The sequence below is a fragment of the Alteromonas sp. G5_S2_22_S1 genome, assembly GCF_054968525.1.
On sequence record NZ_JBQKUJ010000018.1, the window covers coordinates 1 to 25,684 of the forward strand.

27 protein-coding genes are annotated in these 25,684 nt (G+C 45.0%); 12 read left to right on the forward strand and 15 right to left on the reverse strand.

The genetic code is table 11. From position 1 onward, the window contains the following. The first annotated feature begins 253 nt into the window (after positions 1 to 253). From ACTRWF_RS16250 to dusC, 4 genes are all read left to right on the forward strand, one after another. Entirely contained in the window at positions 254 to 1,162 is a 909-nt protein-coding gene (locus ACTRWF_RS16250; RefSeq protein ID WP_015066751.1) for a M14 family metallopeptidase, read from the forward strand. Positions 1,163 to 1,221: 59 nt separating this feature from the next. After that, positions 1,222 to 1,443, forward strand: a complete 222-nt coding sequence (locus ACTRWF_RS16255) for a hypothetical protein (RefSeq protein ID WP_015066752.1) — start codon at positions 1,222 to 1,224, stop codon at positions 1,441 to 1,443. Then, the gene (locus tag ACTRWF_RS16260) at positions 1,440 to 1,628 is read left to right on the forward strand and encodes a DUF1289 domain-containing protein (protein ID WP_015066753.1); all 189 of its coding nucleotides are present in this window, start codon (positions 1,440 to 1,442) and stop codon (positions 1,626 to 1,628) included. Before ACTRWF_RS16255 ends, ACTRWF_RS16260 begins: the two co-directional genes overlap by 4 nt. A 286-nt stretch (positions 1,629 to 1,914) precedes the next feature. Beyond that, entirely contained in the window at positions 1,915 to 2,853 is a 939-nt protein-coding gene (dusC, locus tag ACTRWF_RS16265) for a tRNA dihydrouridine(16) synthase DusC (RefSeq protein ID WP_462835882.1), read from the forward strand. 17 nt (positions 2,854 to 2,870) lie between these two features. On the opposite strand, the gene ACTRWF_RS16270 is transcribed toward dusC, so the two are convergent. The 3 genes from ACTRWF_RS16270 to ACTRWF_RS16280 all read right to left on the reverse strand — a co-directional run bounded on the left by ACTRWF_RS16270 (position 2,871) and on the right by ACTRWF_RS16280 (position 4,994). Next, on the reverse strand, positions 2,871 to 3,845 hold the full coding sequence (locus ACTRWF_RS16270; RefSeq protein WP_462835883.1) for a transposase: 975 nt from the start codon (positions 3,843 to 3,845) through the stop codon (positions 2,871 to 2,873). A 263-nt stretch (positions 3,846 to 4,108) separates the two neighbouring features. Continuing rightward, positions 4,109 to 4,291 (reverse strand): hypothetical protein, encoded by a 183-nt coding sequence (locus tag ACTRWF_RS16275; protein ID WP_020743229.1) that lies wholly within the window; start codon positions 4,289 to 4,291, stop codon positions 4,109 to 4,111. A 46-nt stretch (positions 4,292 to 4,337) separates the two neighbouring features. Continuing rightward, entirely contained in the window at positions 4,338 to 4,994 is a 657-nt protein-coding gene (locus ACTRWF_RS16280; protein ID WP_020743230.1) for an arylesterase, read from the reverse strand. 16 nt (positions 4,995 to 5,010) lie between these two features. Between ACTRWF_RS16280 and ACTRWF_RS16285 the strand changes: the two genes are divergently transcribed. Together ACTRWF_RS16285 and ACTRWF_RS16290 are read left to right on the forward strand one after the other, a co-directional pair. Beyond that, positions 5,011 to 5,709, forward strand: coding sequence for an ABC transporter ATP-binding protein (locus tag ACTRWF_RS16285; protein WP_020743231.1), 699 nt, complete (start codon positions 5,011 to 5,013; stop codon positions 5,707 to 5,709). After that, positions 5,710 to 8,232: an ABC transporter permease gene (locus ACTRWF_RS16290; RefSeq protein WP_020743232.1), complete on the forward strand. Its 2,523-nt coding sequence runs from the start codon at positions 5,710 to 5,712 to the stop codon at positions 8,230 to 8,232. It begins immediately after the preceding gene. Between the two features lie 330 nt (positions 8,233 to 8,562). Here the strand turns inward: ACTRWF_RS16290 and ACTRWF_RS16295 are convergent, their stop codons facing one another. Together ACTRWF_RS16295 and folX are read right to left on the reverse strand one after the other, a co-directional pair. Continuing rightward, positions 8,563 to 9,459 (reverse strand): TIGR01777 family oxidoreductase, encoded by an 897-nt coding sequence (locus ACTRWF_RS16295; RefSeq protein WP_462835884.1) that lies wholly within the window; start codon positions 9,457 to 9,459, stop codon positions 8,563 to 8,565. Positions 9,460 to 9,482: 23 nt separating this feature from the next. Beyond that, entirely contained in the window at positions 9,483 to 9,851 is a 369-nt protein-coding gene (folX, locus tag ACTRWF_RS16300) for a dihydroneopterin triphosphate 2'-epimerase (protein WP_012517852.1), read from the reverse strand. 73 nt (positions 9,852 to 9,924) lie between these two features. On the opposite strand from folX, the gene ACTRWF_RS16305 reads away from it, so the two are divergent. Next, complete coding sequence (locus ACTRWF_RS16305) at positions 9,925 to 10,968, forward strand: AI-2E family transporter (protein WP_020743233.1); 1,044 nt, start codon at positions 9,925 to 9,927, stop codon at positions 10,966 to 10,968. Between the two features lie 318 nt (positions 10,969 to 11,286). Here the strand turns inward: ACTRWF_RS16305 and ACTRWF_RS16310 are convergent, their stop codons facing one another. Genes ACTRWF_RS16310 through ACTRWF_RS16320 form a run of 3 tightly spaced genes read right to left on the reverse strand, consistent with a single transcriptional unit; the run spans position 11,287 to position 13,560 of the window. Continuing rightward, positions 11,287 to 12,618 carry an ATP-binding protein gene (locus ACTRWF_RS16310; RefSeq protein WP_015066762.1) on the reverse strand — a complete coding sequence of 444 codons (1,332 nt, stop codon included), beginning with the start codon at positions 12,616 to 12,618 and terminating at the stop codon, positions 11,287 to 11,289. Then, the gene (locus ACTRWF_RS16315) at positions 12,615 to 13,289 is read right to left on the reverse strand and encodes a response regulator transcription factor (RefSeq protein ID WP_015066763.1); all 675 of its coding nucleotides are present in this window, start codon (positions 13,287 to 13,289) and stop codon (positions 12,615 to 12,617) included. The genes ACTRWF_RS16310 and ACTRWF_RS16315 overlap by 4 nt, the downstream gene beginning before the upstream one ends. Before the next feature lies 1 nt (position 13,290). Next, complete coding sequence (locus tag ACTRWF_RS16320; RefSeq protein WP_015066764.1) at positions 13,291 to 13,560, reverse strand: PepSY domain-containing protein; 270 nt, start codon at positions 13,558 to 13,560, stop codon at positions 13,291 to 13,293. Positions 13,561 to 14,350: 790 nt separating this feature from the next. Between ACTRWF_RS16320 and ACTRWF_RS16325 the strand changes: the two genes are divergently transcribed. After that, the gene (locus tag ACTRWF_RS16325; protein WP_015066765.1) at positions 14,351 to 14,815 is read left to right on the forward strand and encodes a pyridoxamine 5'-phosphate oxidase family protein; all 465 of its coding nucleotides are present in this window, start codon (positions 14,351 to 14,353) and stop codon (positions 14,813 to 14,815) included. A gap of 276 nt (positions 14,816 to 15,091) precedes the next feature. On the opposite strand, the gene ACTRWF_RS16330 is transcribed toward ACTRWF_RS16325, so the two are convergent. From ACTRWF_RS16330 to ACTRWF_RS16360, 7 genes are read right to left on the reverse strand one after another with little or no spacing between them, the layout of a single operon-like run. Further along, positions 15,092 to 15,391, reverse strand: a complete 300-nt coding sequence (locus ACTRWF_RS16330; protein ID WP_012517858.1) for a YciI family protein — start codon at positions 15,389 to 15,391, stop codon at positions 15,092 to 15,094. Positions 15,392 to 15,396: 5 nt separating this feature from the next. Beyond that, positions 15,397 to 16,206 (reverse strand): tryptophan synthase subunit alpha, encoded by an 810-nt coding sequence (gene trpA / locus ACTRWF_RS16335; protein ID WP_012517859.1) that lies wholly within the window; start codon positions 16,204 to 16,206, stop codon positions 15,397 to 15,399. Beyond that, positions 16,206 to 17,387, reverse strand: coding sequence for a tryptophan synthase subunit beta (gene trpB, locus ACTRWF_RS16340; RefSeq protein ID WP_462835885.1), 1,182 nt, complete (start codon positions 17,385 to 17,387; stop codon positions 16,206 to 16,208). The genes trpA and trpB overlap by 1 nt, the downstream gene beginning before the upstream one ends. Before the next feature lie 21 nt (positions 17,388 to 17,408). Next, positions 17,409 to 18,818, reverse strand: a complete 1,410-nt coding sequence (trpCF, locus tag ACTRWF_RS16345) for a bifunctional indole-3-glycerol-phosphate synthase TrpC/phosphoribosylanthranilate isomerase TrpF (protein WP_462835886.1) — start codon at positions 18,816 to 18,818, stop codon at positions 17,409 to 17,411. Beyond that, complete coding sequence (gene trpD / locus ACTRWF_RS16350; protein ID WP_141151817.1) at positions 18,811 to 19,842, reverse strand: anthranilate phosphoribosyltransferase; 1,032 nt, start codon at positions 19,840 to 19,842, stop codon at positions 18,811 to 18,813. The genes trpCF and trpD overlap by 8 nt, the downstream gene beginning before the upstream one ends. Beyond that, the gene (locus ACTRWF_RS16355) at positions 19,835 to 20,467 is read right to left on the reverse strand and encodes a glutamine amidotransferase-related protein (protein ID WP_462835887.1); all 633 of its coding nucleotides are present in this window, start codon (positions 20,465 to 20,467) and stop codon (positions 19,835 to 19,837) included. The genes trpD and ACTRWF_RS16355 overlap by 8 nt, the downstream gene beginning before the upstream one ends. After that, positions 20,464 to 22,161 (reverse strand): anthranilate synthase component 1, encoded by a 1,698-nt coding sequence (locus tag ACTRWF_RS16360; RefSeq protein WP_462835888.1) that lies wholly within the window; start codon positions 22,159 to 22,161, stop codon positions 20,464 to 20,466. The genes ACTRWF_RS16355 and ACTRWF_RS16360 overlap by 4 nt, the downstream gene beginning before the upstream one ends. 279 nt (positions 22,162 to 22,440) lie before the next feature. Here ACTRWF_RS16360 and ACTRWF_RS16365 point away from each other — a divergent pair, with 279 nt between their 5' ends. The 4 genes from ACTRWF_RS16365 (at position 22,441) to scpB (ending at position 25,659) form a co-directional block, all read left to right on the forward strand. Continuing rightward, on the forward strand, positions 22,441 to 23,334 hold the full coding sequence (locus ACTRWF_RS16365; protein WP_462835889.1) for a PHP domain-containing protein: 894 nt from the start codon (positions 22,441 to 22,443) through the stop codon (positions 23,332 to 23,334). Positions 23,335 to 23,485: 151 nt separating this feature from the next. Beyond that, positions 23,486 to 24,106: an L-threonylcarbamoyladenylate synthase gene (locus ACTRWF_RS16370; protein ID WP_012517866.1), complete on the forward strand. Its 621-nt coding sequence runs from the start codon at positions 23,486 to 23,488 to the stop codon at positions 24,104 to 24,106. Between the two features lie 109 nt (positions 24,107 to 24,215). After that, the gene (locus tag ACTRWF_RS16375) at positions 24,216 to 25,079 is read left to right on the forward strand and encodes a segregation and condensation protein A (protein ID WP_012517867.1); all 864 of its coding nucleotides are present in this window, start codon (positions 24,216 to 24,218) and stop codon (positions 25,077 to 25,079) included. Next, positions 25,066 to 25,659 (forward strand): SMC-Scp complex subunit ScpB, encoded by a 594-nt coding sequence (scpB, locus tag ACTRWF_RS16380; RefSeq protein WP_071951171.1) that lies wholly within the window; start codon positions 25,066 to 25,068, stop codon positions 25,657 to 25,659. Before ACTRWF_RS16375 ends, scpB begins: the two co-directional genes overlap by 14 nt. Positions 25,660 to 25,684: the final 25 nt, after the last annotated feature.

A 25,684-nucleotide genomic window follows, 5' to 3' on the forward strand; every position in this document is an offset into this window, starting at 1 on the left:
TTTCACGGCGGTAACAGGGGTTCGAATCCCCTAGGGGACGCCATATCGAAAAAACCAGCCATTCGGCTGGTTTTTTTGTTTCTGTCCAAAGACAAAGTGGACAGACACTTTTCTGCAGCCGCATTTTGCCTTTCTCGACTCTGTGGTCGCAAGTGTAAAGTTCTAATGTCGCCAATACCTAGAAAGTTTTTACGGTTTTGACACGTCACACGATTGACCTGTTATGATCTTAGAAATACAAAAGAGGTATTATATGCAGCAAATTTATCCAATAGGCACTCCAGGCAAGCCATGGGGCAATGAAGAAAAAGCACAGTGGAAAGCACAGCAGTCGGTGAAGCGAAGTTATCAGGAAGAGGTGCTTGATAAACTTAGCAAAATTGTTCCTGAAGGTTTTCAGTTAAAGCAATATGGTGCATTACCTTATGACGAAGCGCGTTACCCATTGTATGCTGTTGTCCCAATAAATATTGACTCTAATAAGCCTTCTGCGCTTATCACAGGCGGTGTGCACGGCTATGAAACGAGCGGTGTACAAGGAGCCCTTCAGTTTATTGAAGCGAAGCTGGCTACTTTTAAAGACTTATTTAATATCGTGGTTGTTCCGTGCGTTAGCCCCTGGGGCTATGAAACAATAAACAGATGGAATCCGCTAGCGTTAGATCCTAACCGTTCCTTCTACCCGGGCTCTCCCGCTACAGAATCAGCTCAACTGATTAAACTAGTGAATGAATTGGCTCTACCTTTAGCGCTTCACATCGATTTGCACGAAACTACCGACACAGACAACAGTGAGTTTAGACCCGCACTAGCTGCTCGAGACGGAGTAACGCATGATAACTGGAACATCCCTGATGGTTTTTACACGGTAGCCAATACATCCAACCCTCAGCTAGAATTTCAAAAAGCGGTCATTGATGCGGTTAAGGACGTAACCCATATTGCGCCTGCCGATGAGAACGGCAAAATAATTGGTGCTGATGTAGTGAGTGAAGGTGTTATTTGCTATGACAAAAAGGCGCTATCGCTTTGTGGCGGGTTGACCGACGCAAAGTACGTCACTACTACTGAGGTGTATCCCGATAGCGATAATGCGACGCCTGAGAACTGCAATGAAGCACAAGTGTCAGCGATATGCGCCGCACTGAACTTTATTAAATAGCCGCTTGAACGTTTAGACGTCTAGATGTATATTTGAGCCTCTTATTAGGGAGGCTCATCGTGTATATATTTTCCGCAGTTATTTACGACGGTAAAAAGCAGCATTTAATAAAGCAAGAATGTAGGACAGACACTGAGTTTGCATCTTATTTAGAACGACAATTTGGTTGTCACGTATGTCTATGGTCTAGTAAAGAGCTGTCGGAAACGGCGCTATTGGCGATTGCCGCATCTCAGGAACGCAATCAGCAACAAGGTTTAAATAGAACAAAAGCAGTATGAATATCACCTCACCCTGTATCGCGCTGTGTAAACTGGATGATGATGACGTTTGCTCGGGTTGCAATCGCACTATCGATGAAATTACTCATTGGCGGACATACACAAACTCCCAAAAGAAAGCTGTAATTTCTCGCCTATTTGCGCTTAAAAACGCGCCACAAGGCAACGCTAGGACAGACACTTAACCCAAGTGTAATTCGTTAATTCTACTAACGAGCTTATCGCTTCATATATACGTGTGGACTTCGGACAGACACTTTTTTCCCGGCCTGAGAATGTTAATGTCGAACTCTGAGAGTGACATCCCTTTAATTGATATAGTGTGTGAATTGATAAAAAGCGCGGTATAAGCGCGGTATAAGCGGACAGACACTCAATCCCATATAACAACTATCAAATCCTGGCTGAGATCACGACTTTTTGCTAAACTCCCGCGCCAATTTTCATTTAAACAACCCGAGATATTTTTTAATGAAAGTAATGCTTGCCCCAATGGAGGGCGTTGTAGATCATTTGATGAGAGATATGCTTACTCGCGTGGGCGGCTTCGATCAATGTGTTACTGAATTTGTTAGGGTTGTGGACCAAAAACTCCCTAAAAAGACTTTCTATAGATTATGTCCGGAACTTCATAATGGTGGGAAAACGCCATCAGGGGTGCCTGTGCGTGTTCAATTACTAGGGCAGCACCCCAAGTGGCTTGCTGAAAATGCTCAAACTGCAGTGGAGTTAGGTTCTCCTGGCGTAGATCTCAATTTTGGTTGTCCTGCCAAGACGGTAAACAAGAGCAAAGGGGGAGCGGTTTTACTCAAAGAAACCCAGACTCTTTATGATATTGTAAAAGCTGTGAGAGATGCAGTTCCAGATGAGATACCGGTTTCAGCTAAAATAAGACTAGGTTTTGAAGATAAGTCGTTAGCGGTGGAAAATGCTGTGGCAATAACTGAAGCCGGCGCGTCAGAATTAGTTGTCCATGCAAGGACTAAAACTGAAGGGTATAAGCCTCCAGCATACTGGGATTGGATAGCAAAAATTAAACAACATACTAATATACCGCTCGTTGCTAACGGAGAAATATGGAGTGCTGAAGATGCACAACGCTGTCAGGAACAGTCTGAATGCACCAATTTGATGGTTGGCCGCGGCGCGTTGGCAATGCCTAATTTGGCGTTATGTATCAAAGGTCGTCAAGCGCCTATGCCTTGGCCTGAACTTGCTGCGCTGCTTATTCAATATTCAGGTTACGAAATTTTTGGTGATAAAGGCAGGTATTACCCAAACCGAATCAAGCAATGGTGCGGCTACCTAAAAAGGCAGTACCCAGAAACTGAACTTCTATTTAACGATATTAGACGGTTAACAAACTCGCAAGATATCGTGGAGGTACTGGCTCGCCAGGCTGATAGTTGAGGTCATTGCCACTTAGGTTAAGATAAATACTTTTGGGCATTTGCTAGGTTCGGGCGGCATGCCCTTTGGCAGCATTTAGCAAAATTATCCATCATTTCTGGGCAACCTACAGGCCCGGTAAAAAGTGTTTCAAAATTGTTGGTAACTAGGTGCCAGTTCTCCTTTGTCATACCTAGTTTGGTAAGTAATCGGCTAGGAAGCAAGGGCAGTTTTTGAACTGAGTCATTCTTTTCGGCGGTCAAAGTGTCATTAATTAGCTGATTATAATCAACGAAAGCGAAGGGCAAGGAGACTTTATCTTTTACGCGTCTATCGCTAAACGGCATCAGAAACTTGGGTGTCTTATTAACACGTTGGGCGTTCAAGCGATATTGAATACTGGTGAAATGCGAGCCTTTGAGAGTACGTGAAATCTTTGCTCGTATAGGGTTTAAATCCACGTAAGCCATTACACTTGCGAGTGCTTTTTCATCCAGGATGGCTTGAGATCTGAACCGCCTTTCCCAAAAATATCCCTTACATTCATCTTCCTTGTTAGCTCTTCTTGCAATGTATTCGTTAAGCAATCGCATAAACCAGCTGATGCTTTGAAGACGCTCTCTGTATATCACCGAAAGTGCTTTTAATTCGACAAGCTCTTTTGCAGTTACCGAATCAAAATCATCAAAATAGCGTTGGACAAGGGGTGGGCATTTGTAAAACATTCTCCACCTCAGCAACACTTCATCCATTGTCCACCCGTCAGCTCTTCCTTTTGCTACATGAAGCACTATATGAATGTGATTATGCATCACAGCATAAGCGCATAAATCAATGGCAAATGCCTGTGAAAGTTTATGTAGCCTATCCTGAATCCACTTTCTTCTATGTTCATAATTAATTCCAGTGCGAGCATCTCGACCACAGAGGTAAGATTGTCTTACGCAACGGGAAATACAGTGATAGTAGGGTGTCACATCGGTATTTATTTGTTTGTATCTAGGTAAAGGCATGTCCGTATCCCCAAGTTAATTACCTGCATTATGGGGCGTTCGGCGTAAAGTTTAAGTGGTCTTTAGGACAGTTTTAGTCGGAAAAGTATACTAAGAAATGGAGAGACACCCATTGTAATCAAAAAGTGGACAGACACATGTCGAATGAAAGTGTCTGTCCACTTTAAGCCCACTTTGAGCCACTTTAAGCACATTTTTAGTAACGTGTCGCTGCGTCAACGAGAGACTTAATACAAGTGTCTGTCCCTTCGGTTCAACTATAGCTATACAAATACATCTACACGCGACCCAACGCGACTGTCTGTAGAACTGGTCGTTTGCTGCGTATTTTGCGGCTGCGCTGTGCGGTTTTCTTGCTCACTACGAGGCTCAACTTGCTGCTGAGGGCGCTGGGGTGACTCTAAAACCGTCGAGACGGGCATCGAATTAACAGATGATACATCCATAGATAAACCTCATACCAAGATAGTAGATTAGTCAAGAATAGCACATTTATTGAACATCAAGTATTAAACTTCTTAAGTGTCTGTCCATAAACTTAGCAATCAAAGGCTGTGCCTCAGCGTTGGGATGAATGCCATCGTTTTGCATTAATTCTTGATTAAGCGCTATTTCTTCAAGAAAAAAGGGAATCGTTGCTATATCTTGCTCGTCAGCCACTTTGCTGAAGTTTTGAGTAAACATTTGCGTGTAACGCCTACCGTAATTCGAAGGGATCTGCATTTCTTGAAGAAATACAACGGCATTGTTTTCTTTCGCCACATTAACTAATGAATTCAAGTTATTTTTTATTTTGTTTATGTTATGCCCTTGAAGCCCATCGTTACCGCCTAATTCAATTAGTACATGGGATGGCGTATGTTGATCTAATAACCGCGGAAAGCGCGCTAATCCGCCATCTGTTGTTTCACCACTTACCGCAGCATTTACAATATCAATCGGAATGTTGTCGTCTTTCCACATCTTTTGTAACAAACTGACCCAGCCTTCATGTTGCTGCAACCCGTAGGCCGCAGATAGACTGTCACCTAAAATAAGCAAAACCGCCTTTTCGCTTGTATCACCTTGCTCACCTTGATCTGATAGCGCTTGAAAGGGTATTAAAATAATAAGTACAAAAGCGAATAAATAACGAAATTTAACAAACACGAATTGATGACCCCATATGATAAAAGCTAATTCTGTAACTAAAGTAGTGGATACGAGCGAAGGTTCTTTGCAGATCCTTAGTCCTATTTCTTTTGAAGTCAAGTCAGGTGAGTCAGTTGCCATTATCGGTGCGTCAGGCTCAGGCAAATCAACCCTCTTGGGCTTGTTGGCCGGGCTTGATCAAGTTACGGAAGGTGAAATCTTCCTAGACGGCGAAGGGCTTCACAGTATGGGAGAAGAAGAGCGAGCCGCGTTAAGGGGAAATAAAGTAGGTTTTATTTTTCAGAGCTTTATGCTTGTGCAGAGCTTAACTGCGCTTGAGAACGTGATGCTTCCCGCCGAAATTGCTGGTCTAGATAGCCCCAAAGCCCTCGCCATGAATATTCTAGAGCAGGTTGGGCTTAAGCACCGGGCTCACCATTTCCCTAACCAATTGTCTGGCGGCGAGCAGCAGAGAGTGGCCATAGCGCGTGCTTTTATAACTTCGCCTAAAATATTATTTGCCGATGAGCCCACGGGTAATCTTGATGCCAAAAACAGTGCAAAAATAGAATCGTTATTGTTTCAAATGAATAGAGAAAAAGGCACTACGCTTGTTTTAGTTACGCACGATAACGAATTGGCAGAGCACTGTGATAGACAGTTGACTATGAATGCTGGGGAGCTTGTTGAGACGACCGATATAAATGTTGTCAGTAAAAAAGAGGCAGTATAAATGTCGACATCTTTCAATTTGGCGTGGCGACTTTTTAAACATGAAGCCAGACGTGGTGAGCTTACTATCATTTTACTTGCAATCGTTTTATCGGTTGCCGCGGTTTTATCACTCTCGCTTTTTAGTGAGCGTTTACAAGGAGCGCTTAAGGCACGCTCTGCAGCGTTTATTGCGGCTGACGCTCAACTGCGTTCTGATGACCCTATCAATGAAGAGTGGTTGATTAAGGCTCAAGAAGAGGGCCTATCAACGGCTCTGCAGGTTTCTACTCGTTCAATGGTCTTTAAAGGCGATGAGATGTCGCTTGTAGACTTACGTGCGGTGAATACTTCTTATCCTTTGAAAGGTATAGTTAATATCGCCGAAAAGCCTTTTGGAGAAAAACAAGTTACTACAGAGTTGCCGCAAACCGGCGAAGTATGGGTACAGTCGCGACTTTTTCAAAGTTTGGGCCTATTAATAGGCGATGAAATCGAAATAGGGGATGGTACTTTTACCGTCACGCGCGTACTTGTCGATATACCAGATGCAGGTTTTAGCGTTTTTAACACCGACCCTATAGCGCTTATGAACCTTGATGATTTAGAAAAAACGGCGATAACGGGCCCAGGCAGTAGGGCGCGCTACGTAGGTTTTTTCGCTGGCGATACTGGTGATATTGAACGCTTTAACAGCTGGCTATTACCACAACTTAACGATGATCTTCATTCATGGAGGACGGTGGAAGATGATGAGTCGGCTATTGGACGCTCCGTAGCCAGGGCAGAGCGCTACTTTCTATTAGCGAGCCTACTCGCCATTGTATTGGCAGCGGTATCTATTGCCGTTGCTGCCCAGCGTTATGCTCAGCGGCATTTCGACCCAGTGGCAATTATGAAAACACTAGGCGCTACAAGCAAGGTCATCCGCAAAGTCTACTTGTTCCAAATACTGTTTATTACTGCCCTTGGGATTCTTATTGGTTTAATAATTGGGTTTATTGGGCAGCAGATTATTGTTTCGCTTGTTGCTGATAGAGTAGACGTGTCGCTGAACGTATGGCACTGGCGGCCACTTTTGATAGCGATAGCCACGGGGGCTACTTGCGCGTTACTGTTTTCTTTATATCCACTAATGCAGCTATTTTCTGTGCCACCGTTGAGGGTATTACGAAAAGACATCTCGGCAAATCTGCGTTCTCGTAGTATCCAATTCGTGGCCTCAGGGGGCGCAATATTTTTATTGATGTGGATGTATAGCCAAGACCTTAAAATTAGCGCCATTTTGTTTGTATCCGGCGCAGCCTTAGTGCTTGGGCTACTAGGCGCTACGTTCATATTGATTGCGCTTGGACGTAAACTTGGCAGCGGTAGAATGGGGCCTTGGCAGTTAGCATGGGCGCGTATCAAACGTCGCGCTATGGATAACAGTGTTCAGCTTATTAGCTTCTCGGTCACCATTATGCTGCTATTGGTAGTACTTGTAATGCGAAATGACATGGTCTCGCAGTGGCGTTCGCAGTTACCAGAAGGTACACCAAATTATTTCTTAATAAATATTACTCCAGACATCCAACCGCAGTTGGACAGACACTTCGCTGAAAATGGCGTGGATATACAGGAGTTTTACCCTGTCATTCGAGGCCGTTTCGTGTCGGTCAATGGCGAGGGGGTAAATACCGACGTTTCTAAAGAAGATGAGCCGAATCGTGAAGGCCGCCGAGGGTTAGGGCGAGAAGCTAATCTCACCTGGAGTAACACGTTACAAAAAGAAAATGAGGTTATTGAAGGAAATTGGCATGGTGGCGTAGATGCGAACTATGACGAAGGGTGGTTTCCCGTATCCGTTGAAGAAGGTGTGGCTGAAAGGTTAAACATTCGGATGGGCGATAGGCTTACCTTTAACGTAGGTAGCGAAATTGTAGAGACTAAAGTAACGAGTTTGCGTAAAGTGAACTGGCAAACCATGCAGCCAAACTTTTTCTTCGTCATCCATCCGGAAGCGATGGCCGCATTTAGTCCCACTTATATCACGAGCTTTTACCTACCATCTGAAAGAAAAGCTGAGTTGACTAATCTGTTGAAGCCCTTTGCGTCGATAACTATGTTCGATGTGGATGCGAGAATCAATCAACTGCGAGAGATAGTAGATCAAGTTTCCGTTGCCGTAGAGTTTATACTCGTACTCGTTTTACTTGCAGGAAGCTTGGTATTAATTGCACAAGTCCAAGCGAGTATGGATGAGCGAAGGCAGGAAATAGCCATCCTTCGCACATTAGGAGCTAAGGGCGCTCTTATTCGAAAAAGCGTTATTTTTGAGTTTGTTATCATTGGAGTTGTAGCCGGATTTATGGCGGCAATGGCGAATGAATTAAGCCTTTACCTGCTTCAAACCTCGGTTTTCCAGATGCAAGCAAGCCTTCATCCTGAATATTGGGCTATAGCCCCAAGTGTTGGGGCAGTGGTTGTAGGCCTTCTAGGCGCGTTCGGGTGCTGGCGACTATTGACGCTTAATACCAGTCAAATGCTGCGCAATATGGTGTAGCGGCGAGCTCAGAGCCATTTCGTTATCAAATGAGACCCGATTGTGGACAGACACTTTAATTGTATGAGTGTCTGTCCGCTTCACATCTACATTTCATGAATTACCAGCATAATAGCGGTTCAACTCGCACTTCTAATTCGCCACAGTTATGGCAATACAAGTATCTCTATACAATAGCTATCTGGAATCGAGTAGGGCAATTAAGTTGGAATGTATCAAAGTAGTGGAAATCAAAACTTCGATTTAATAAAAAGGACAGTCACTTTCTTTACTCCGAGTGTCTGTCCGCTAATGCTCCACTAATGCTCATTGACTGCGGCTGACGTACCGTTAAGCACTATAAATTTCAGAAAGCGCCTCATCGACGGTAGGGTAATCAAACTTGAACCCGGCGGTTGTTAGCTTCTTCGGAGTCACACACTGACCTTCTAAAATCATGGTTGACGACTCTCCCATTGCCATTTTCATAACAAAACTCGGTACGTTGAAAAGGCAGGGGCGACCTAATGCCGACGCTAGTGACTTAGAAAAAGCTTTATTGGTTACTGGCTCTGGTGCCGTTAGATTAAAAGGCCCTTTGCAAGCATCATGCTCCAATAGGAATGCAATGGCGCGGACCATATCTTGTAAATGGATCCACGCCAAATACTGAGCTCCGCTGCCTAATGTGCCTCCCACGCCAAGCTTAAACGGCAGAGCCATTTTATCTAGCGCTCCGCCCTTATCAGATAGCACAACTCCTGTTCGTAAAGTCGCAACGCGGATTCTATTCATGTTGACGCCATTTGCGATAGTCTCCCATTTAGCACATAGGTCATGCGTAAACTCGTCATGTGGATGAGTTTCTTCGGTAACGAGCCTGTCGCCCTGATTGCCGTAAAACCCAATAGCTGAGCCAGATATGAGTGTTTTTGGAGGCTTATCGCTGGCATTTATCTTAGCCACTAACTCAGCGGTCGTGTTCCAGCGGCTATCGCAAATTTTCTTTTTTTGAGTGTCTGTCCACCGCTTGTCAGCAATTGGTTCGCCCGCTAGATTTATTACAGAGTCAAACGCTTCAATGTTTGTGATGGACGCAATACTTTCTAGTGTTTGAATGCTATCGCCTAACACTTGTCGAGCTTTGTTTGCGTTACGAGAGACCACGGTAAACGAATGCTCGCTCGCGTATTTTCTAATAAATTCGCTACCAATTAGCCCGGTACCACCGGTCATGAGTATGTTCACCGAATTCTCCTTAAACCTTTAATTTATCCAGTCTTATTGCAAGAAAGCGTTAACGAAACCGAGTCGGAGAATCGCAAAGCGTGTGGTTTATCAACTTCTACTTCAGCATATCGAACAGATGAGTGCTCTGCCGCTATGCTTAAAACGTCTGCTGTGAGCTTTTCTAGCAAAGAAAATCGGTTATCTTCTACTAACTTAATTATTGCCTTAGTAATCGTTTTATAATTTAACGCGTCAGACATATCGTCTGTATTCGTTGCTTTCTCTGCGTCGTAATCAATTTTTACATTAACAACAACGTCTTGCTTGTTTTTGATTTCATCTTCGTTAATGCCAATGTAAGTGCGTAGTCTCAAGTTTTTAATTTTTATAGTTGCAAGATTAAAGTTCATTGTAGTCTCTTGTTTGTAGTTGTTTATAAGTCGTTGTAAAGTATTGTCGTTTCAATCAGGAATGTAGCACAAAATGTCAATGGAACTACGCTCGCCAACAGCAAAAATTCTTATCGTTTTAGCATGCTTAGTGGTAGTAATGGCCGGCGTAAAAGCAGCCAGTGCGATCATGGTGCCATTTTTTCTCTCTGTTTTTATCGCTATAGCGTGTAGCCCAATTATACGCTGGACCTCGAAATTCGGCGTGCCTAAGTGGCTTTCTATTACGTTTGTTATACTGCTTATTGTCGTATTTGGTTTTCTTTTAGCTGGCTTAGTAGGCCAGTCTATGACGGAGTTTCGAGAGAATCTTCCAGAGTACAGAAGCAAGTTGAATACTGAGTTTGCATGGGTGGTAGCAAAGCTTGCTGAATTTAACATCCACATCAACCGTGAACTCATTGCTTCGCACCTAGACCCTTCTACTGCGATGTCTGTTGCAACTAATTTCATAAGTGGGATGGGGGGCGTGCTATCTAACTTATTTTTAATCCTTTTAACAGTTATCTTCATGCTGTTTGAAGCTGACAGTATTCCACGTCGCTTACATATTGCACTTGCCGACCCTGATATGAAGCTTAAGCATATTGATAAGTTTATACGGTCAGTGAATAGCTACCTCGCTATAAAAACGGTGGTTAGTTTAGGCACAGGGGTAATTATTGGCGTTTGGCTTTATGTGATGGGTGTGGACCACTTTATGCTGTGGGCCGTTTTGGCATTTATGTTGAATTTTATTCCAAACATAGGCTCAATCATTGCGGCCTTACCTGCTGTATTAATTGCATTTGTGCAGCTAGGCCCTGCCGCAGCAGGCTTTGCAGCACTAGGCTTTCTGCTCGTCAATACGATTATGGGCAACATGGTAGAGCCTAGATTAATGGGAAAAGGAATGGGACTATCAACGCTTGTAGTATTCCTCTCATTAATTTTTTGGGGATGGCTATTGGGGACGGTAGGGATGCTTCTTTCTGTACCTCTTACTATGGTTGTAAAAATTGCGCTTGAGTCACGAGAAGAGAGCAAGTGGTTAGCCGTATTACTTTCAAGTGAGGGTGAAAAAGCTACTGCAAAGTAACCTTTGATGAATTCTCAGTGGACAGACACTTTTTATTCAGCTCAATAAGCTTTTTATTAGAAGTTAATGACTGAAGGAGTGACTGTCCACTTTCGCTTCACCTATGCATGCCATTGATAGGTACTTTGCGATTTCTCAGCAAGTTGGTGTGTCTGTCCCATTTTAGATTTGGCGATAAAGTGTCTGTCCACCGTCATTTCCACGATCATTTCGAATGTTATTTCTTTGGCAGCTTAAGCTGCACTTTAAGAAATATGGCGAATCAATCAGTAAAAAAAAGGAAGCCCCTTTTCTTATTACTAATTTTTTGTTTGTTAATTACACGTGATTCGGAAACTGAAGTACTATATTTGCTCCACCTAGATCACTATCCTCAATCTGCATTCTTCCTTCGTAAATTGACACTAAGTCAGCTACTAGCGCCATACCTATGCCATGGCCTTCTTCGTAGGTGTCTAAACGCGTTCCGCGTTCTAAAAGCAGTGTTTTTTTATCGTACGGTATGCCTGGGCCATCATCTTCGACATGTATAACAAGCCAACCGGACTTGATTTTTGCGGATACGAGAACCCTATTTTTCGCCGCTTTACACGCGTTGTCGAGAAGGTTTCCGCTAAGTTCCATGAAGTCAGTTTCATCACCTTTAAACTGAATGTTATCATCTACTTCGAACTCAATAGTTAGGGCTTTTTCTTGATAAACTTTGTCCATTGCATCAGCGAGTTTATTGAGAACAGGTTGCACGGCAATGCCTTGTTGCCACCCCGTTTTACCGGCACTAGCTCTTTTTAGCTGACGTTTTATGATGTTATCAATTTGTCTTAGCGCTTCGCCTACTTCACTTGGTAGTGTCTTATGCCCTGAGGCGACGGCAAGAGGTGTTTTCAAGCTATGCGCCAAATCACCTAAGCTGTTTTTGTACCTTGTTCTTTGAGCCGCCTCAGTATGAAGAAGCCCATTTATAGACTGCTTTAAAGAATCGAATTCAACGGGGTACCGCGACGATAGTTGACGCTTTTCACCGCGAGAAGCCTGTGATATCTCGTCAATTAATTTTCTCACAGGTAAAAGTACAAGGCTTATGCCAATTACGATAAATATAAGCAGCGCTAAACACAGCGTAAAAATCCATTGCCATGTAGTGCTTAAAAAGGTGCTTCGTTCATCTTCGAAAAGCGCTCTATTATTAAAAATATAAAACCGTACTGGCTCAAAGTCTCGGCTAGAAGCAAACTCAGCGGTGAAAGCATAAACGAAAAAGTTAGCATTTTTATCGAAGGCAGGTGTATACGACTCCAAAAAAAGCTCATTGCCAACAGCTACATCTATATTAGGCGGGGTAAAGGTATACTCTAGTGCAGACGCAGACTGCCAAATAACTTCGTCTCTAAACACGATCACGCCAAGGTAGCCTGAGCCTGGAAGGTTCAGCTGCTCCTCATATAAAATCTCTGGCATATAGGGCAGATCGCCATCTAGCTCAAACGCTGATAATAAGCCTAAGTTCATCAACCTAAGCTCGCTCATTTTAGCCTCGGTCAGGCTGTCGGTATAAGCTTCATCTAAAATGACAACGGTAAAAGGAGCGAAGAACGCTAAAAGGACTATTGCTAGAAAAATACTTCTTAGGCGAAGAGACAACTGTCTCATAGACTTCTATTTATCCTGTAGCCTCTACCTCTAAGTGTTTCTATGGGCTTGAGGTTCCCAGCAGGGTCGAGCTTTTTACGTAACCTTCCCACGAATACTTCAATAACATTACTGTCTAAGTCAAAGTCTTGGTCGTAAATGTGTTCAGTGAGTTCAGTTTTTGAAATAACCTTCTGGGGGTTGAGCATCAGGTATTCCATCACTTTATATTCATAGGCGGTTAAGTCTAACGCTTTGCCATTTATTGATAGCTCTTCGCTTACCGTATCTAAAGAGATTGGCCCAAATTGGATAGTTGGGTTGGCTTGTCCTGAGGCACGTCTAATTAGCGCTTTTGTTCGCGCAAGCAATTCCTCGTTGTGAAACGGCTTGGTAAGGTAGTCATCGGCGCCAGCATCTAACCCTTCCACTTTTTCTTGCCATCGATCTCTTGCGGTTAAAATAAGAATGGGGCATGAGATATCTGCTTGGCGAGCTTTCCGAATAACCTCGAAGCCATCTAGTTTGGGCATACCAATATCAACAATCGCGAGATCATAGTCATACTCTTTAATCAGAAAAAGCGCATGGTCTCCGTTGTCAGCCAAATCAACGCTATAACCGTTTTGCTGCAGCAATGCATCAAGTTGGGTTAATAATCGGCTATCGTCTTCTGCTACAAGGATACGCATGTTAATCCTTACCTTTACTTGTTTTCACCTTGCCTGAGCGCTTATCGACTTCAACCGATACTACACGTCCTGACTTTTTCAGTACTTTTACCCGGTAATTTTTTGAGGTTTGCTCAATCTTAAGAACACGACCATTGACGGCAACACGAGCGCGCTCGGCAGCTTCACCTTTTGAAATTCCGCCACCGTTACTTTGTAACGCAATAGCGGGCGTGGTGCTAGTGAACGCTAATACCACGCAAAGCACTGCAACTCGAAGCGATAATGCCATACAACCTCACAAAAAATTATCCCACCCGGGCCAAATTATAGATAAGTATATAGGTGCAAACTGAACCCATTCTGAATTTAGTTCAGTCTACCGTGCCAAGAGAAAGCTGTACATAAGCCTTAAGTAATCACAGCAATGTGACAAAAAATAATATGGGACAGACACTCGATGTAAATCGCGCTCCAAAAAAGCGCAAAAAAGCGGACAGACACTCACGTAGTATTTAGAGGAGCGCATAAAAGCGGACAGACACTCACGTGTTATTTAGAGGAGTGCAAAGGTAAAGTGGACAGTCACTTTGTAGTTTTAATAACACTTATAGAGAAATGAGAGATTATGAATAAAAGGCTTAGCTCAACCTTGGTAACTGCCTTGTCTAGAGTTTTGTAAATGTAGACTCTTCGCTGTTACAGCTTTTTTTCGGCGGTATCTCGTTAGGTAATTCTTACGCATACATTGAAAAAGTGTCTGTCCAAAATACAAAAGTAGGTAATTGAACAGCTGAGAAAGGCTTAAAACTCACAGGCGATTTCAAAAAATATGAAAAATTCAAATGTGTTTCTGATTGTTTTTTTGTTACTTGGCAGCGACCAAACGGGCCACAGAGCGTGTCTGTCCATTTAAAGCAATTCACTTAATGTAACTTAAGTAACCTTAGGCAGAGAAAGTCATTCTGCAGCTATTGGCATAGCTTGTGCGTACCTAGGTTGTCTTAAAATGAAAGAAGGGTAAGCGTGGTAAGTCCGAAAATGATGTATTCGGACAGTCACTCTTTCTACAAGGAGGAATTATGTCTAGTGATATCAAGAAAACGATGTGGAAAGCCATGTCAGATAGCCCCAAAGTGATGGTAAGCCTTGTTGGAGAGGATGTGCATGCAGAGCCAATGTATGCGCAGCTCGATAAAGAAGCAGATGGGGAATTCTGGTTCTACACAAGCCGGGACAATCGCATTGCCAAGGGGGGTAAAGCGATGGTGCATTTTGCATCTAAAGGTCACGATGTATTTGCATGTATTCGCGGAATGCTTACCGTTGAGTCAAGAAAGGAAATTATTGATAAGTATTGGTCTAACCCAGTGGAAGCTTGGTTCGAGAAAGGTAAAGAAGACCCGTCGCTTCTAATGCTACGATTTGAGCTTGAAGATGCAGAAGTATGGGACGCAGACCCGTCACTTAAAGGTATGTTCAAAATGCTTACAGGTAAAACCGTTAAGCCAAATGAAATGGGTGAACACGAAAAAGTAGACTTATAAAACGTCGGATAACGGATGTTTACCTGATACACAAAGTGTCTGTCCATTAAGTATAGGTAACGCTTTTAAGTGTGTGTCCACAGCTGCGTATCCGAATTTGAGTGTCTGTCCACAATCAATGTGCGAAGTTAGGGCGCGCAAGTGAATTCATTGCGGCTTTAACTTAGCAACAAAAAAGCCCTCGATAGTTAAATTCATCAACCATTGAGGGCTTTCTGTATAGCTAAATATTTTTAAACGGTCCCTTTCGGGCCGTTTTAGTTAAATAAGCCTAAGTTAAGGTAAAACCCTTTTGTACGGCTTAACGATCACGCTTTCGTAAACGCCGGCTTCGATATATGGGTCGGCATCGGCCCACGCTTGAGCATCTTCTAAAGAGTCAAACTCGGCAACAACCAGCGAGCCGGTGAACCCTGCTGGTCCCGGATCTGGGCTATCAACCGCAGGGAAGGGGCCAGCCATCACTAAACGTCCCGCGTCTTTTAGCACGTTTAGACGAGCTAAGTGGGCTGGGCGTGCATTCAAACGCTTTTCAAGGCTGTCAGCGACATCGGTAGCACAAATCATGTATAGCATGCTTATTACCCCTTAGTTGTCGCCGCTTTCATGTTTTCAACAAATGTACCTAGCTCGCTAAGCATTTTGTGACTGTCCGATAAGTTAGCGGCAATAATATTTACTGTCGCTGAACCTGAAATGGCACCTGCAGCGCCGGCATCAATAGCAGATTTGACTTGTTCCGGCGTTGAGATACCAAAACCTAGTAGCGCCGGCGCAGCCTTGTGTTTGTTCAAACGCTCGATAAGCTCAGAAGCTGGAACATTCGCAGCAGTTTCGGCCCCCGTAACCCCTGCGCGACCCAATAGGTAAGTGTAACCTTCTGAGTACTCGCCAATCTTTTCCATGGTTTCTTCAGTCGCATTCGGTGGTGCAATCAAAATTTGCGAAATACCGGTGTTTTCAGCCGCTTTTTGGAAAGGCACAGCTTCTCGAATCGGAACGTCTGCCACCAGTATTGAGTCTACGCCAGCGTCACGCGCTTTACTGTAGAAGTTTTCGATACCCTGCGCCATTACCAGGTTGCTATACAGCAATAAGCCAATTGGCACCTCAGGGTACTTTGCTCGAACGCGGGCGATTACACTCAAACAATCCGCTACAGTCACCTCGCTTTCTAGTGCGCGAATGGCAGAAGCCTGGATGGTTGGGCCGTCAGCAATCGGGTCTGAATAAGGAATGCCTAGCTCTAGCGCATCTGCTCCGCTTTCTATAAGCTGGCAGATAATAGCTTCTGACTGTGCTAAATCTGGGTCGCCCACCATGACGAAGGGCACGAATGCGCCTTGGTTTTTCTTATCAAGGCCCGTAAACATCTGTGCATATCTGTCCATTATAAATCGTCCCCTAGAATGTTGATAACGTGCGCTAAGTCTTTGTCGCCACGACCCGATAAGTTAACCACAATAATGGTTTCTTCTTCTGCCTCATCAGCCATGTTAAGCGCGTGAGCAAGAGCGTGCGATGATTCAAGCGCAGGAATAATCCCTTCTTTTCTTGCTAGCAACTGAAACGCGTTTAGCGCTTCTTCATCGGTTGCCGCTACGTATTCTGCGCGACCAATGTCGTGTAGATAAGCGTGCTGAGGGCCAACCGCAGGGTAATCAAGGCCAGCCGACACCGAGTAACTTTCTTCAATTTGACCTTCTATGTCTTGCATGATGAAGGTGTATGCGCCATGAAGAATACCTTTTGTTCCTGTAACTATGGTTGCGCCATGCTCTTTTGTGTGAACCCCTTTACCGGCGGGCTCAACGCCTACTAGGCGAACGGAAGGCTCATCAATGAAGTCGGCAAACATGCCAATAGCATTTGAGCCTCCACCTACACACGCCACTACCGCGTCTGGCAAACGGCCTTCTTTTTCCATTATTTGCGCACGCGTTTCTTCGCCAATCATTCGGTGATACTCACGAACAATAGTAGGGAAGGGGTGAGGGCCTGCAGCAGTACCTAAAAGATAATGCGCGGTATCGTAATTAGCTGACCAGTCGCGCATGGCTTCGTTTACCGCATCTTTTAACGTACCAGACCCTGCGTTTACAGGGATTACCTCGGCGCCCATTAGCTTCATACGGAACACGTTAGGTGCCTGACGTTCAACGTCTTTCGCACCCATGTAAATACGCGCTTTCAAGCCAAGTAGCGCACATGCCAACGCCGTTGCCACACCGTGTTGACCAGCACCGGTTTCTGCGATCACTTCTTTTTTGCCCATGCGCTTAGTTAACAAAGCCTGACCAAGCACTTGGTTGGTTTTGTGCGCGCCACCGTGAAGTAAGTCTTCACGTTTAAGGTAAAGTTTCACTTTTGGGTTGCTCACAAGATTTCGAGTTAACGTCATTGCCGTAGGTCGACCGGCATAATCTTTAAGCAGTGATAGAAATTCTTCGTTAAAGCTAGGATCCTCTTTGGCATCTAAGAAGGCTTTTTCCAACTGATCCAAGGCTGGAATAAGTAATTCGGGCACGTACATGCCACCAAATTCGCCAAATTTTGTATCTAACTGGTTCATTACGTTGTCCTGTTTTTTAATTTAGTAACGGCGGCAAGCAGCAAACAGCGACTTAAGCTTATCTGCACTTTTCGTGCCTGGGGCAGTCTCTACGCCTGAATTTACATCGATAACTCCGCACCCTGTAGCGATAGCGTCGGCTGCGTTGTCGGCATCAATACCGCCAGCAAGCACTAACTTATGCTTTGCCTCAATGCCACTAAGCAACTGCCAATCAAATGATTCACCGGTGCCACCTTTCGCATCACCCACTTGGCAATCGAAAAGTACGCGGTTAACTCGTTTATTGTTTAAGTGTCTGTCCACTGTTTCAGGTAGTGCGCCAGCAGAGGAGGCTTTAATCCCTTCAACTACCCAGATTTCGCACTCTTTAGGCAGCTTTTCAGCAAGCGCAGCGATATAAGCTTCATCTTCGCTACCATGAAGCTGCACTGCGAAAAGGTTTAATGACGTAGCTAGCGATGCTACCTCGTCAATATCGTGATTTACAAATACCCCTACAAACGCGCCGTTGACGCTTTGCGTTATAGAATGGGCTTGCGCTTTAGTAATACAGCGCGGTGACTTTTCCGCGAAGATTAGCCCGCCAAAACTCGTACCCTCGTCAAACGCCACTTGCGCCTGTTCGATGCTTGTTAATCCGCATACTTTAACGCCACCATTTACCAACGTTTTTACGGCGCGCGGTAAGTCGTCTTCCGCCATCAACGCACTGCCCACTAAGAAACCTTGGGATATGGGCGCTAAACGCAGCACGTCTTGGTGGGTGTAGATGCCAGACTCTGAAATCACCACGTAGTTGTGCGAGGCTTTCTCTAGCATCGGCACTAAGCGTTCTGTGGTGGCAAGATCCGTGGAAAGGTCACGCAAATTACGGTTGTTGATACCAATAATATTCGCCTTAAGCGCTATTGCACGTTCCATTTCTTCTTCGTTGCTCACCTCGGTAAGAATATCGAGTGAAAGGGAGTGGGCCACGTCAGCCAGTGCACGATATTCTTCATCGCTAAGCACGCTTAGCATAAGTAGTACTGCGTCGGCATTGTAATGACGCGCTAAATACACTTGGTAAGTATCAACAAAAAAGTCTTTGTTAAGCACGGGCTGTGCAACGCGCTCTGTTACATAAGCTAAGTATTCAAACTTCCCTTGGAAGTATTTCTCGTCTGTTAGCACCGAAATGCCGGCAGCGTAGGGTGTGTAAGCCGCTAAAATTTCATCTAAATCGAACTTTTCTCGAATAAGCCCTTTCGATGGTGATGCTTTCTTACACTCAAAGATAAAGCCGGCGTTGGGCTCGCTAAGCGCAGCAAATAGGCTTTTTTCTGAAGGAACTAAATCCGCTTTAAAACTTTCTAGCCTTAGCGCATCTTTGCGTGCGGCCACTTCCTCTCGTTTGTCTGCAACAATTTTCTCAAGCACATTAGCCATTCGTGCTTACCTCCTGAGTAATTTGGGCCACTTTTGATAGTAGCTGCATGGGGAGCCCTTCTGACATGGCATTCATTGCCATCTCTGCGCCTTCTTTAAACGTGGTGACTTTACCGGTTACTTTCAACAGCGCGCCACAGTTCATAGCAATAGCGGCGCGGTGCGCTTCTTTACCTTCACCGTTAAGGGCTGATTCAACAAATTGTCTGTTTTCTTCAGGCTCGCCACCTTCAATGGCCGACAGTGGATAATGGGGTAGACCGAAGTCCTGTGCCGTTACCGTAAGCTTTCGAATGTCGCCATGTTCAAGGTCATAAATCATTGATTCACCGTGAAGCGCCAGCTCGTCCAGACCGTCCCCGTGTACAATCATGGCGCGGTGTTGGCCAAGCAGCATAAGGGTTTTGGCGTAAGGTTCAAGCAGTTCGGGGGAGTATACGCCGAAAACACCGTGAGTTGGACCCGCCGGGTTGGCCAGTGGCCCTAAGATATTGAACAAGGTTCTTGTCTTCATAGCAGCGCGGACGGGGGCTGCGTGGCGCATGCCGGCATGATAAACCGGCGCAAAAAGAAATGTGAAATTTGCTTCATCTAAGCACTTTCGCGATATTTCGGGGGTTACGTCTAAATTTAAACCAAACTGACGAAACAAATCAGCCGAGCCAGACTTGCTCGACACGCTTCTGTTACCGTGTTTGGCCACTTTCACCCCACACGCTGCTGCAACAACACCAGCTGCACTGGAGATGTTAATAGTGTTGTGGCCGTCCCCCCCAGTGCCAACGATATCTGCAAATTCGTAAGAGGGTGTGGGAAAGGGAAGCGCGTTAGCCACCATGGCACTGGCTGCACCAGCAATTTCCCCTGGCGACTCTTTTTTCATTTTTAGTGCGGTAAGCACTGCTGCAATCATTACTTCACTTTGCTCGCCGTGCATAATGCTATTGAACAGGCTGTAAGCTTCAGTTTGTGATAGCGACTCGCGAAGCATAAGTTGTTCGAGTAGAGGGCCTGCGTTAAGCATGGTTCGCTCCCTGTAACGTTAAATAGTCAATACTTTGCTTTAACAGCATACTGCCGTGAGCTGTTAAAATGGATTCTGGATGAAACTGAAAGCCAAGCATACGATCTTCGCTATGATAAACGGCCATCACAGCTTCGCTACCGTCATCGTTAACGGTCGATGCGCAAACCGTGAGGTTTTCAGGCAGTTGGTGCGCCACAAGCGAATGATAGCGGGCCACATGTAACGGTTGCTGAAGGCCCTCAAACATTGCTTCTCGTGAATGGGTGATGGCAGACGACTTGCCGTGCATGACCTGATTCGCGCGACCTACGCTACCGCCATAGTGCTCTATTATAGCTTGGTGGCCAAGGCAGATACCAATGACGGGGAATACGCCGTGTACTTTCTTAAGGAGTGCTGGCATGCACCCCGCTTCACTTGGTGCACCCGGCCCAGGAGATAACATAAGTAAAACCGGGCCTTTCGTCGCCTGCTCCTGCATTCTTTCAAATAGCATATCAGCAGACACCGTGTTTCTGTAAACTTTGATGTCTAAATCAAGAGTGCGCAGTTCATCAACAAGGTTATAAGTAAACGAGTCTACATTGTCGAGCAAAAATAAAGTGGTGACTTGTTGGTTCATGCGTTATCTCCTTCATTTACCGCTGGCTCACCGCTTTTCATTTCTGCCTGAAGCGCGGCTTTAACCGCACCTATAACTGCTTGCGCCTTTGCGCGCGTTTCATCGGCTTCAGCTTGGGGTACGGAGTCATACACTACGCCCGCACCCGCCTGAATATAAGCGGTGCCGTTTTTCACAAAGGCTGAACGAATAACAATGCAGGTATCCATATCACCTTGGCCGTTCAGGTAGCCTACCGCGCCGCCGTAACTTCCACGGCGTTTTTGTTCTACTTCACGAATGAGGGTTGCGGCACTGACTTTGGGGGCGCCTACTAATGTACCCATGTTCATACACGCTTGATATGCGTGTAGGGCGTCTAAATCATCACGAAGCTGGCCTACCACTCGCGATACTAAATGCATGACATGAGAGTAACGGTCAACTTTAAGCAAATCCTTTACGTAGCGCGTGCCAGGACGACTGACTTTAGCAACGTCATTACGCGCTAAGTCGACTAGCATGATATGCTCAGATTTTTCTTTGGTGTCTTCACGAAGGTTAAGTTCAATGCGACTGTCTAAGTCTCTATCGATAGTTCCGTCGGGGCGCTTTCCGCGAGGACGCGTGCCTGCGATAGGGTAGATTTCTACCTGGTTGCTTTCGCTTTCGTATTTAAGAGCGGACTCTGGCGACGCGCCAAAAATACTGAAAGCAGCGTCTTGCATGTAAAACATGTAAGGGCTTGGATTTGACTCTTTAAGTTTAGCATAAGCGAGCAAAGGCGATGGGCAGGGGAGAGAGAATGTGCGTGATGGCACAACCTGAAATATATCGCCAGCAAGAATATGCTGCTTTAAATCGAGTACATGGGTGCAAAACTGCTCGTCACTTATATCTACACTTGCATCTAGTGACGAAAGTGTCTGTCCGTTTTGTACTGACGCCGTTGCACTGAGTGTCTGTCCACTTTGTGCACTTTGTGAAGCCGCATTTTTGTTTACTAATACAGGCTTGGCGGGCATATCGTGCAGCTGTTGATGAATAGCCTCTAGTCGTTGTGCGATCGCAAAATATTGTTGCGCTACTTCACCACCACTAAATACGCTACCAATCAAATGGGTTTCGCGGGTTTGGTGATCTACCGTTATCAAGGTTTCTGCAAGGTAAAACACAAAATCCGGACAGTCATTTTCACCTTCTGCTACATCGGGCAGTTTTTCAAAACCTGCTAACATATCGTACGCAAATACACCGCCTAAAAACACGGCATGCGGGTGCTGGCGAATAGGCGTTACTTTGTTAATAACAATCCTAAGTGCGTCCATCACGCTGGCCGCTTTTAAGCGACTGTCTTCATCAAGCTCACTATCAGCGTCGTCACACAATAACGTAACCGAAGTGTCTGTCCTTTCTGTGATGTGTAAGCCCTCTGGCGCGTGGCAGGCGAACAAAGGCAGTACTGATGCACCATTACCGGTTAATGCTTTTACTTCTACACGGTTACCTCTGCATTCCATGCGAAGCGCGGCATCTACCATTAATAAGCTTTGTAAGTCATCTTTCGAATCAATCTCTGCTGATTCTAGCAGCAGCGCGTTACTTTTGTTTCCACATAGATGGGCGAACGCGGCGAGTGGGTTATCGATGTAGTGCCCAACCTGCTCAATTGTCTCTACCTTGCCTGGGGAGGTTCCCAGTTCCGCTAAACTCATTTTTGCTACTCTCCAACTGCAAAAAGATAAAAAAAAGGCCCGTATAAACGGGCCTTTATGTGTTTTCATTCACGCACTACAGTGCACACCGCCCGTTAAGTTAGGGAGTGCCACCACCAAGCTGCAACTGTTAATACCGTTGAGATGTTGTAAGAATGCATGAATTACTCGTTGTTTTTTCCAAACTTCAATAGGATTTGAAGCTGTTAGTACGTATACTTTGTGTATATAGAAGAAAACAAATTGCCTTTTGTGTCAACCTAAAATTTGCATAATACATTGAAAATAGATCTACATAGCCACACAAAATACTCAGACGGCCACTTAACGCCTGAAGAATTAATTCTACGCGCCCATACTATGCAGGTGGATGCCTTAGCGGTTACCGACCACGATACCGTTGCTGGGCTAGAAGAAGCGCATGCCACACAGGCTAAGCAAAAACGGCCACTAACCATTATTGATGGCGTTGAAATATCAACCTCTTGGCATGGTTTTGACATTCATGTTGTAGGCTTAAATGTGGACAGACACTGCCCACTATTTCTAGCGCGATTAAAAGGGCAGTCTGAAACCCGTGAAACTCGGGCTCAAAAAATTGCAGAAAAGCTTGAAAAGTGTGGATTTGAAGGTGTATTGCCTCGCGCCAAAGCATTAGCGGGGGTAGGGCAAGTTACCCGTGCGCACTTCGCGCGAGTGCTGGTAAATAATTATGGTGTGCCCACTATGCAGGCCGCTTTTAAAAAATATTTGGGCAAAGGCAAACGAGCTGCAGTAAAAGCCGAATGGCCAAGTATTGAAACCGCAATAACTTGGATTCAGGAGGCCGGCGGTCAAGCTGTGCTTGCGCACCCCGCTCACTATGACATGACGGCAAAGTGGCTAAGACGCCTAGTGGCCTTATTTGATCAACTCGGTGGTGATGCTATTGAAACAGCCTTCCCGGGGATCAATAAAACGAAGCAAGAGCTCATTAATGAGCTTGCTGAAAATCACGATTTACTCGCATCCGCCGGCTCCGATTTTCACTTTCCGTCGCGATGGACTGAGCTAGGTAAAAACTTAGGTATCAGCAGTAAACTTACTCCTATCTGGCATAATTGGCAGCAGTTAGCAATGCCAAAAGTGGTAGGTGAAAGTGCAAGTGAAAACGCACGCTCACCTTCAAACTAGGCGTGAGGGCTGCTTGTTTTGACACCCGGCAGTTACATGTTGGCTGGGTTTACGCCATAGCGGTACACGGATAAGCACGACACAAGTAGACAAACAGAAAAAGCCTTGGCAGAGTAAATTCATCTGTACGGTTTTTGACAATGAGGTAACGATGAGCCAATTTTTCTATGTACACCCTGATAACCCGCAAAAACGCTTAATCAGCCAAGCATGTGAGTTAATTCGGGACGGCGCCGTTGTGGTTTACCCTACCGATTCGGGCTATGCCATAGGCTGCCAAATGGAAGATAAGAAAGCTTTAGAGCAGCTTTGCCGTATACGCCAAATTGATAAAGATCATAATTTCACTCTGATGTGCCGTGATATGTCGGAGTTATCGATTTACGCAAAAGTTGATAATACTGCGTTTAGGCAGATTAAAAACAACACGCCTGGGCACTACACGTTTGTGCTTAAAGCAACGCGTGAAGTGCCAAAGCGTTTGCAAAATCCAAAACGTAAAACCATTGGTATTCGCGTGCCGGACAACGCTATTGCGCTGGCACTGCTTGAAGAGTTGGGCGAGCCATTAATGTCGACATCGCTGATTTTGCCGGGCAATACAATGGCAGAGTCAGACCCAGACGTTATTCGCGATAATTTAGAGAAGCAGGTGGGGCTTATTATTCACGGTGGCTATATCGGCGAACACCCTACTACTGTTATCGACTTGTCGGATGACACGCCTGTGATTATGCGTCATGGAACGGGCGACCCATCGCCATTTGAATAGCACTTCAATAAGTCCGCTAAATTAACGGCTAATCGTAAAGAGAACCGAAAAGCCTCAAATAAAAACAGATAATAATAAAAGCGTTAGCGCATAAAATGGTTGTGAAAGAGTGGCAAACCTTGTTGAAAATACAGTGAATAGTACAGAGCCTGCCAATAACGACGGGCTCTCAACGCCTGTTCAGCAACCGTTACCCTTAGCTTTTATCAATGGCGAAGCGCTTATTGAAAAGCCTGAAGATCTGTTTATCCCACCCGATGCACTAGAAGTCATTCTAGAAACTTTCGAGGGGCCCCTTGATTTACTGTTATATCTCATCAGAAAACAGAAATTTGATATCACTACATTACCTATTGCAGATGTTACAAAGCAATACATGGAATATGTGGATGCCATGATGGCGCTTAAACTAGAGTTAGCGGCAGAATATTTATTAATGGCAGCAATTTTAGCCGAGATTAAATCGCGTCTATTACTGCCAAAGCGCAGTGATGATAATGACGAAGAGGAAGATCCTCGCGCTGAACTTATTCGCCGTTTAAAAGAGTACGAGCTAGTAAAACAGGCGGCTGAAGACCTAGACACGCAGCCTCGATTGGAGCGCGATGTATTTAAAGCGCAGGTGGACACCAGTGAAAATGTCGCGCCCATTCGCGTTGAGCCAGACATATCGCTGGCCGAAATTGTACTTGCGTTTAGCGCGGCGATGAAGCGGGCACAAGCGTTTGAACATCACACGATTGAGAAGGAAGCGCTAAGTACCCGAGAGCGAATGTCGCTGATACTGTCGGTACTGACTAACGTTGAATATACACCGCTTGAGCGATTGTTTACTCTAGAGGAAGGTAAGGCCGGTGTGGTGGTTTGTTTCTTAGCTATTTTAGAATTAGTAAAAGAACAGCTAATTTTATGCATTCAGGCAGGTCCTTATGCGAAAATTCATGTAAAATTAGGTGCACATGAAGAAAGTTAACACGGCGCAGCTGAAGCAATTGGTGGAAGCGGCAATATTTGTTGCTGATAAACCAATATCCAGACAGCAGCTCAAAGAAACGGTACTCAACGAGTTTTCCGTTGCTGATAGAACCTTAAGTAAGGTGCTCAACGAGCTTAAATTAGATTATCAGCCACGAGGTATTCAACTGGTGGAAGTAGCAAGTGGCTTTCGCTTCCAGTCGTTAGATGCTTTGAGCCCGTGGTTAAGTAAATTGTGGCAAGAAAACGCGCCAAAGTACTCTAGAGCAATGCTCGAGACGCTGGCGTTAATTGCTTACCGCCAACCAATTACTCGAGGTGAAATAGAGCAAGTGCGAGGTGTTGCGGTAAGCAGCAATATTATTAAAACACTCACAGAACGAGACTGGATAAAAGTGGTAGGCCACAAAGAAGTGCCCGGGCGACCGGCGCTTTATGCTACGACTAAAGGTTTTTTAGACTATTTTTCAATGTCTTCATTGAGCGATTTGCCCAATGCTGACGCGTTTGAAAACATGGCTGAGAGCATAGTATCTGACTCGCCGCTTAAGGTGTTAAATGAGGCACCGTCTGAATAGACCGTGCGACCGTAAACAAGCAATT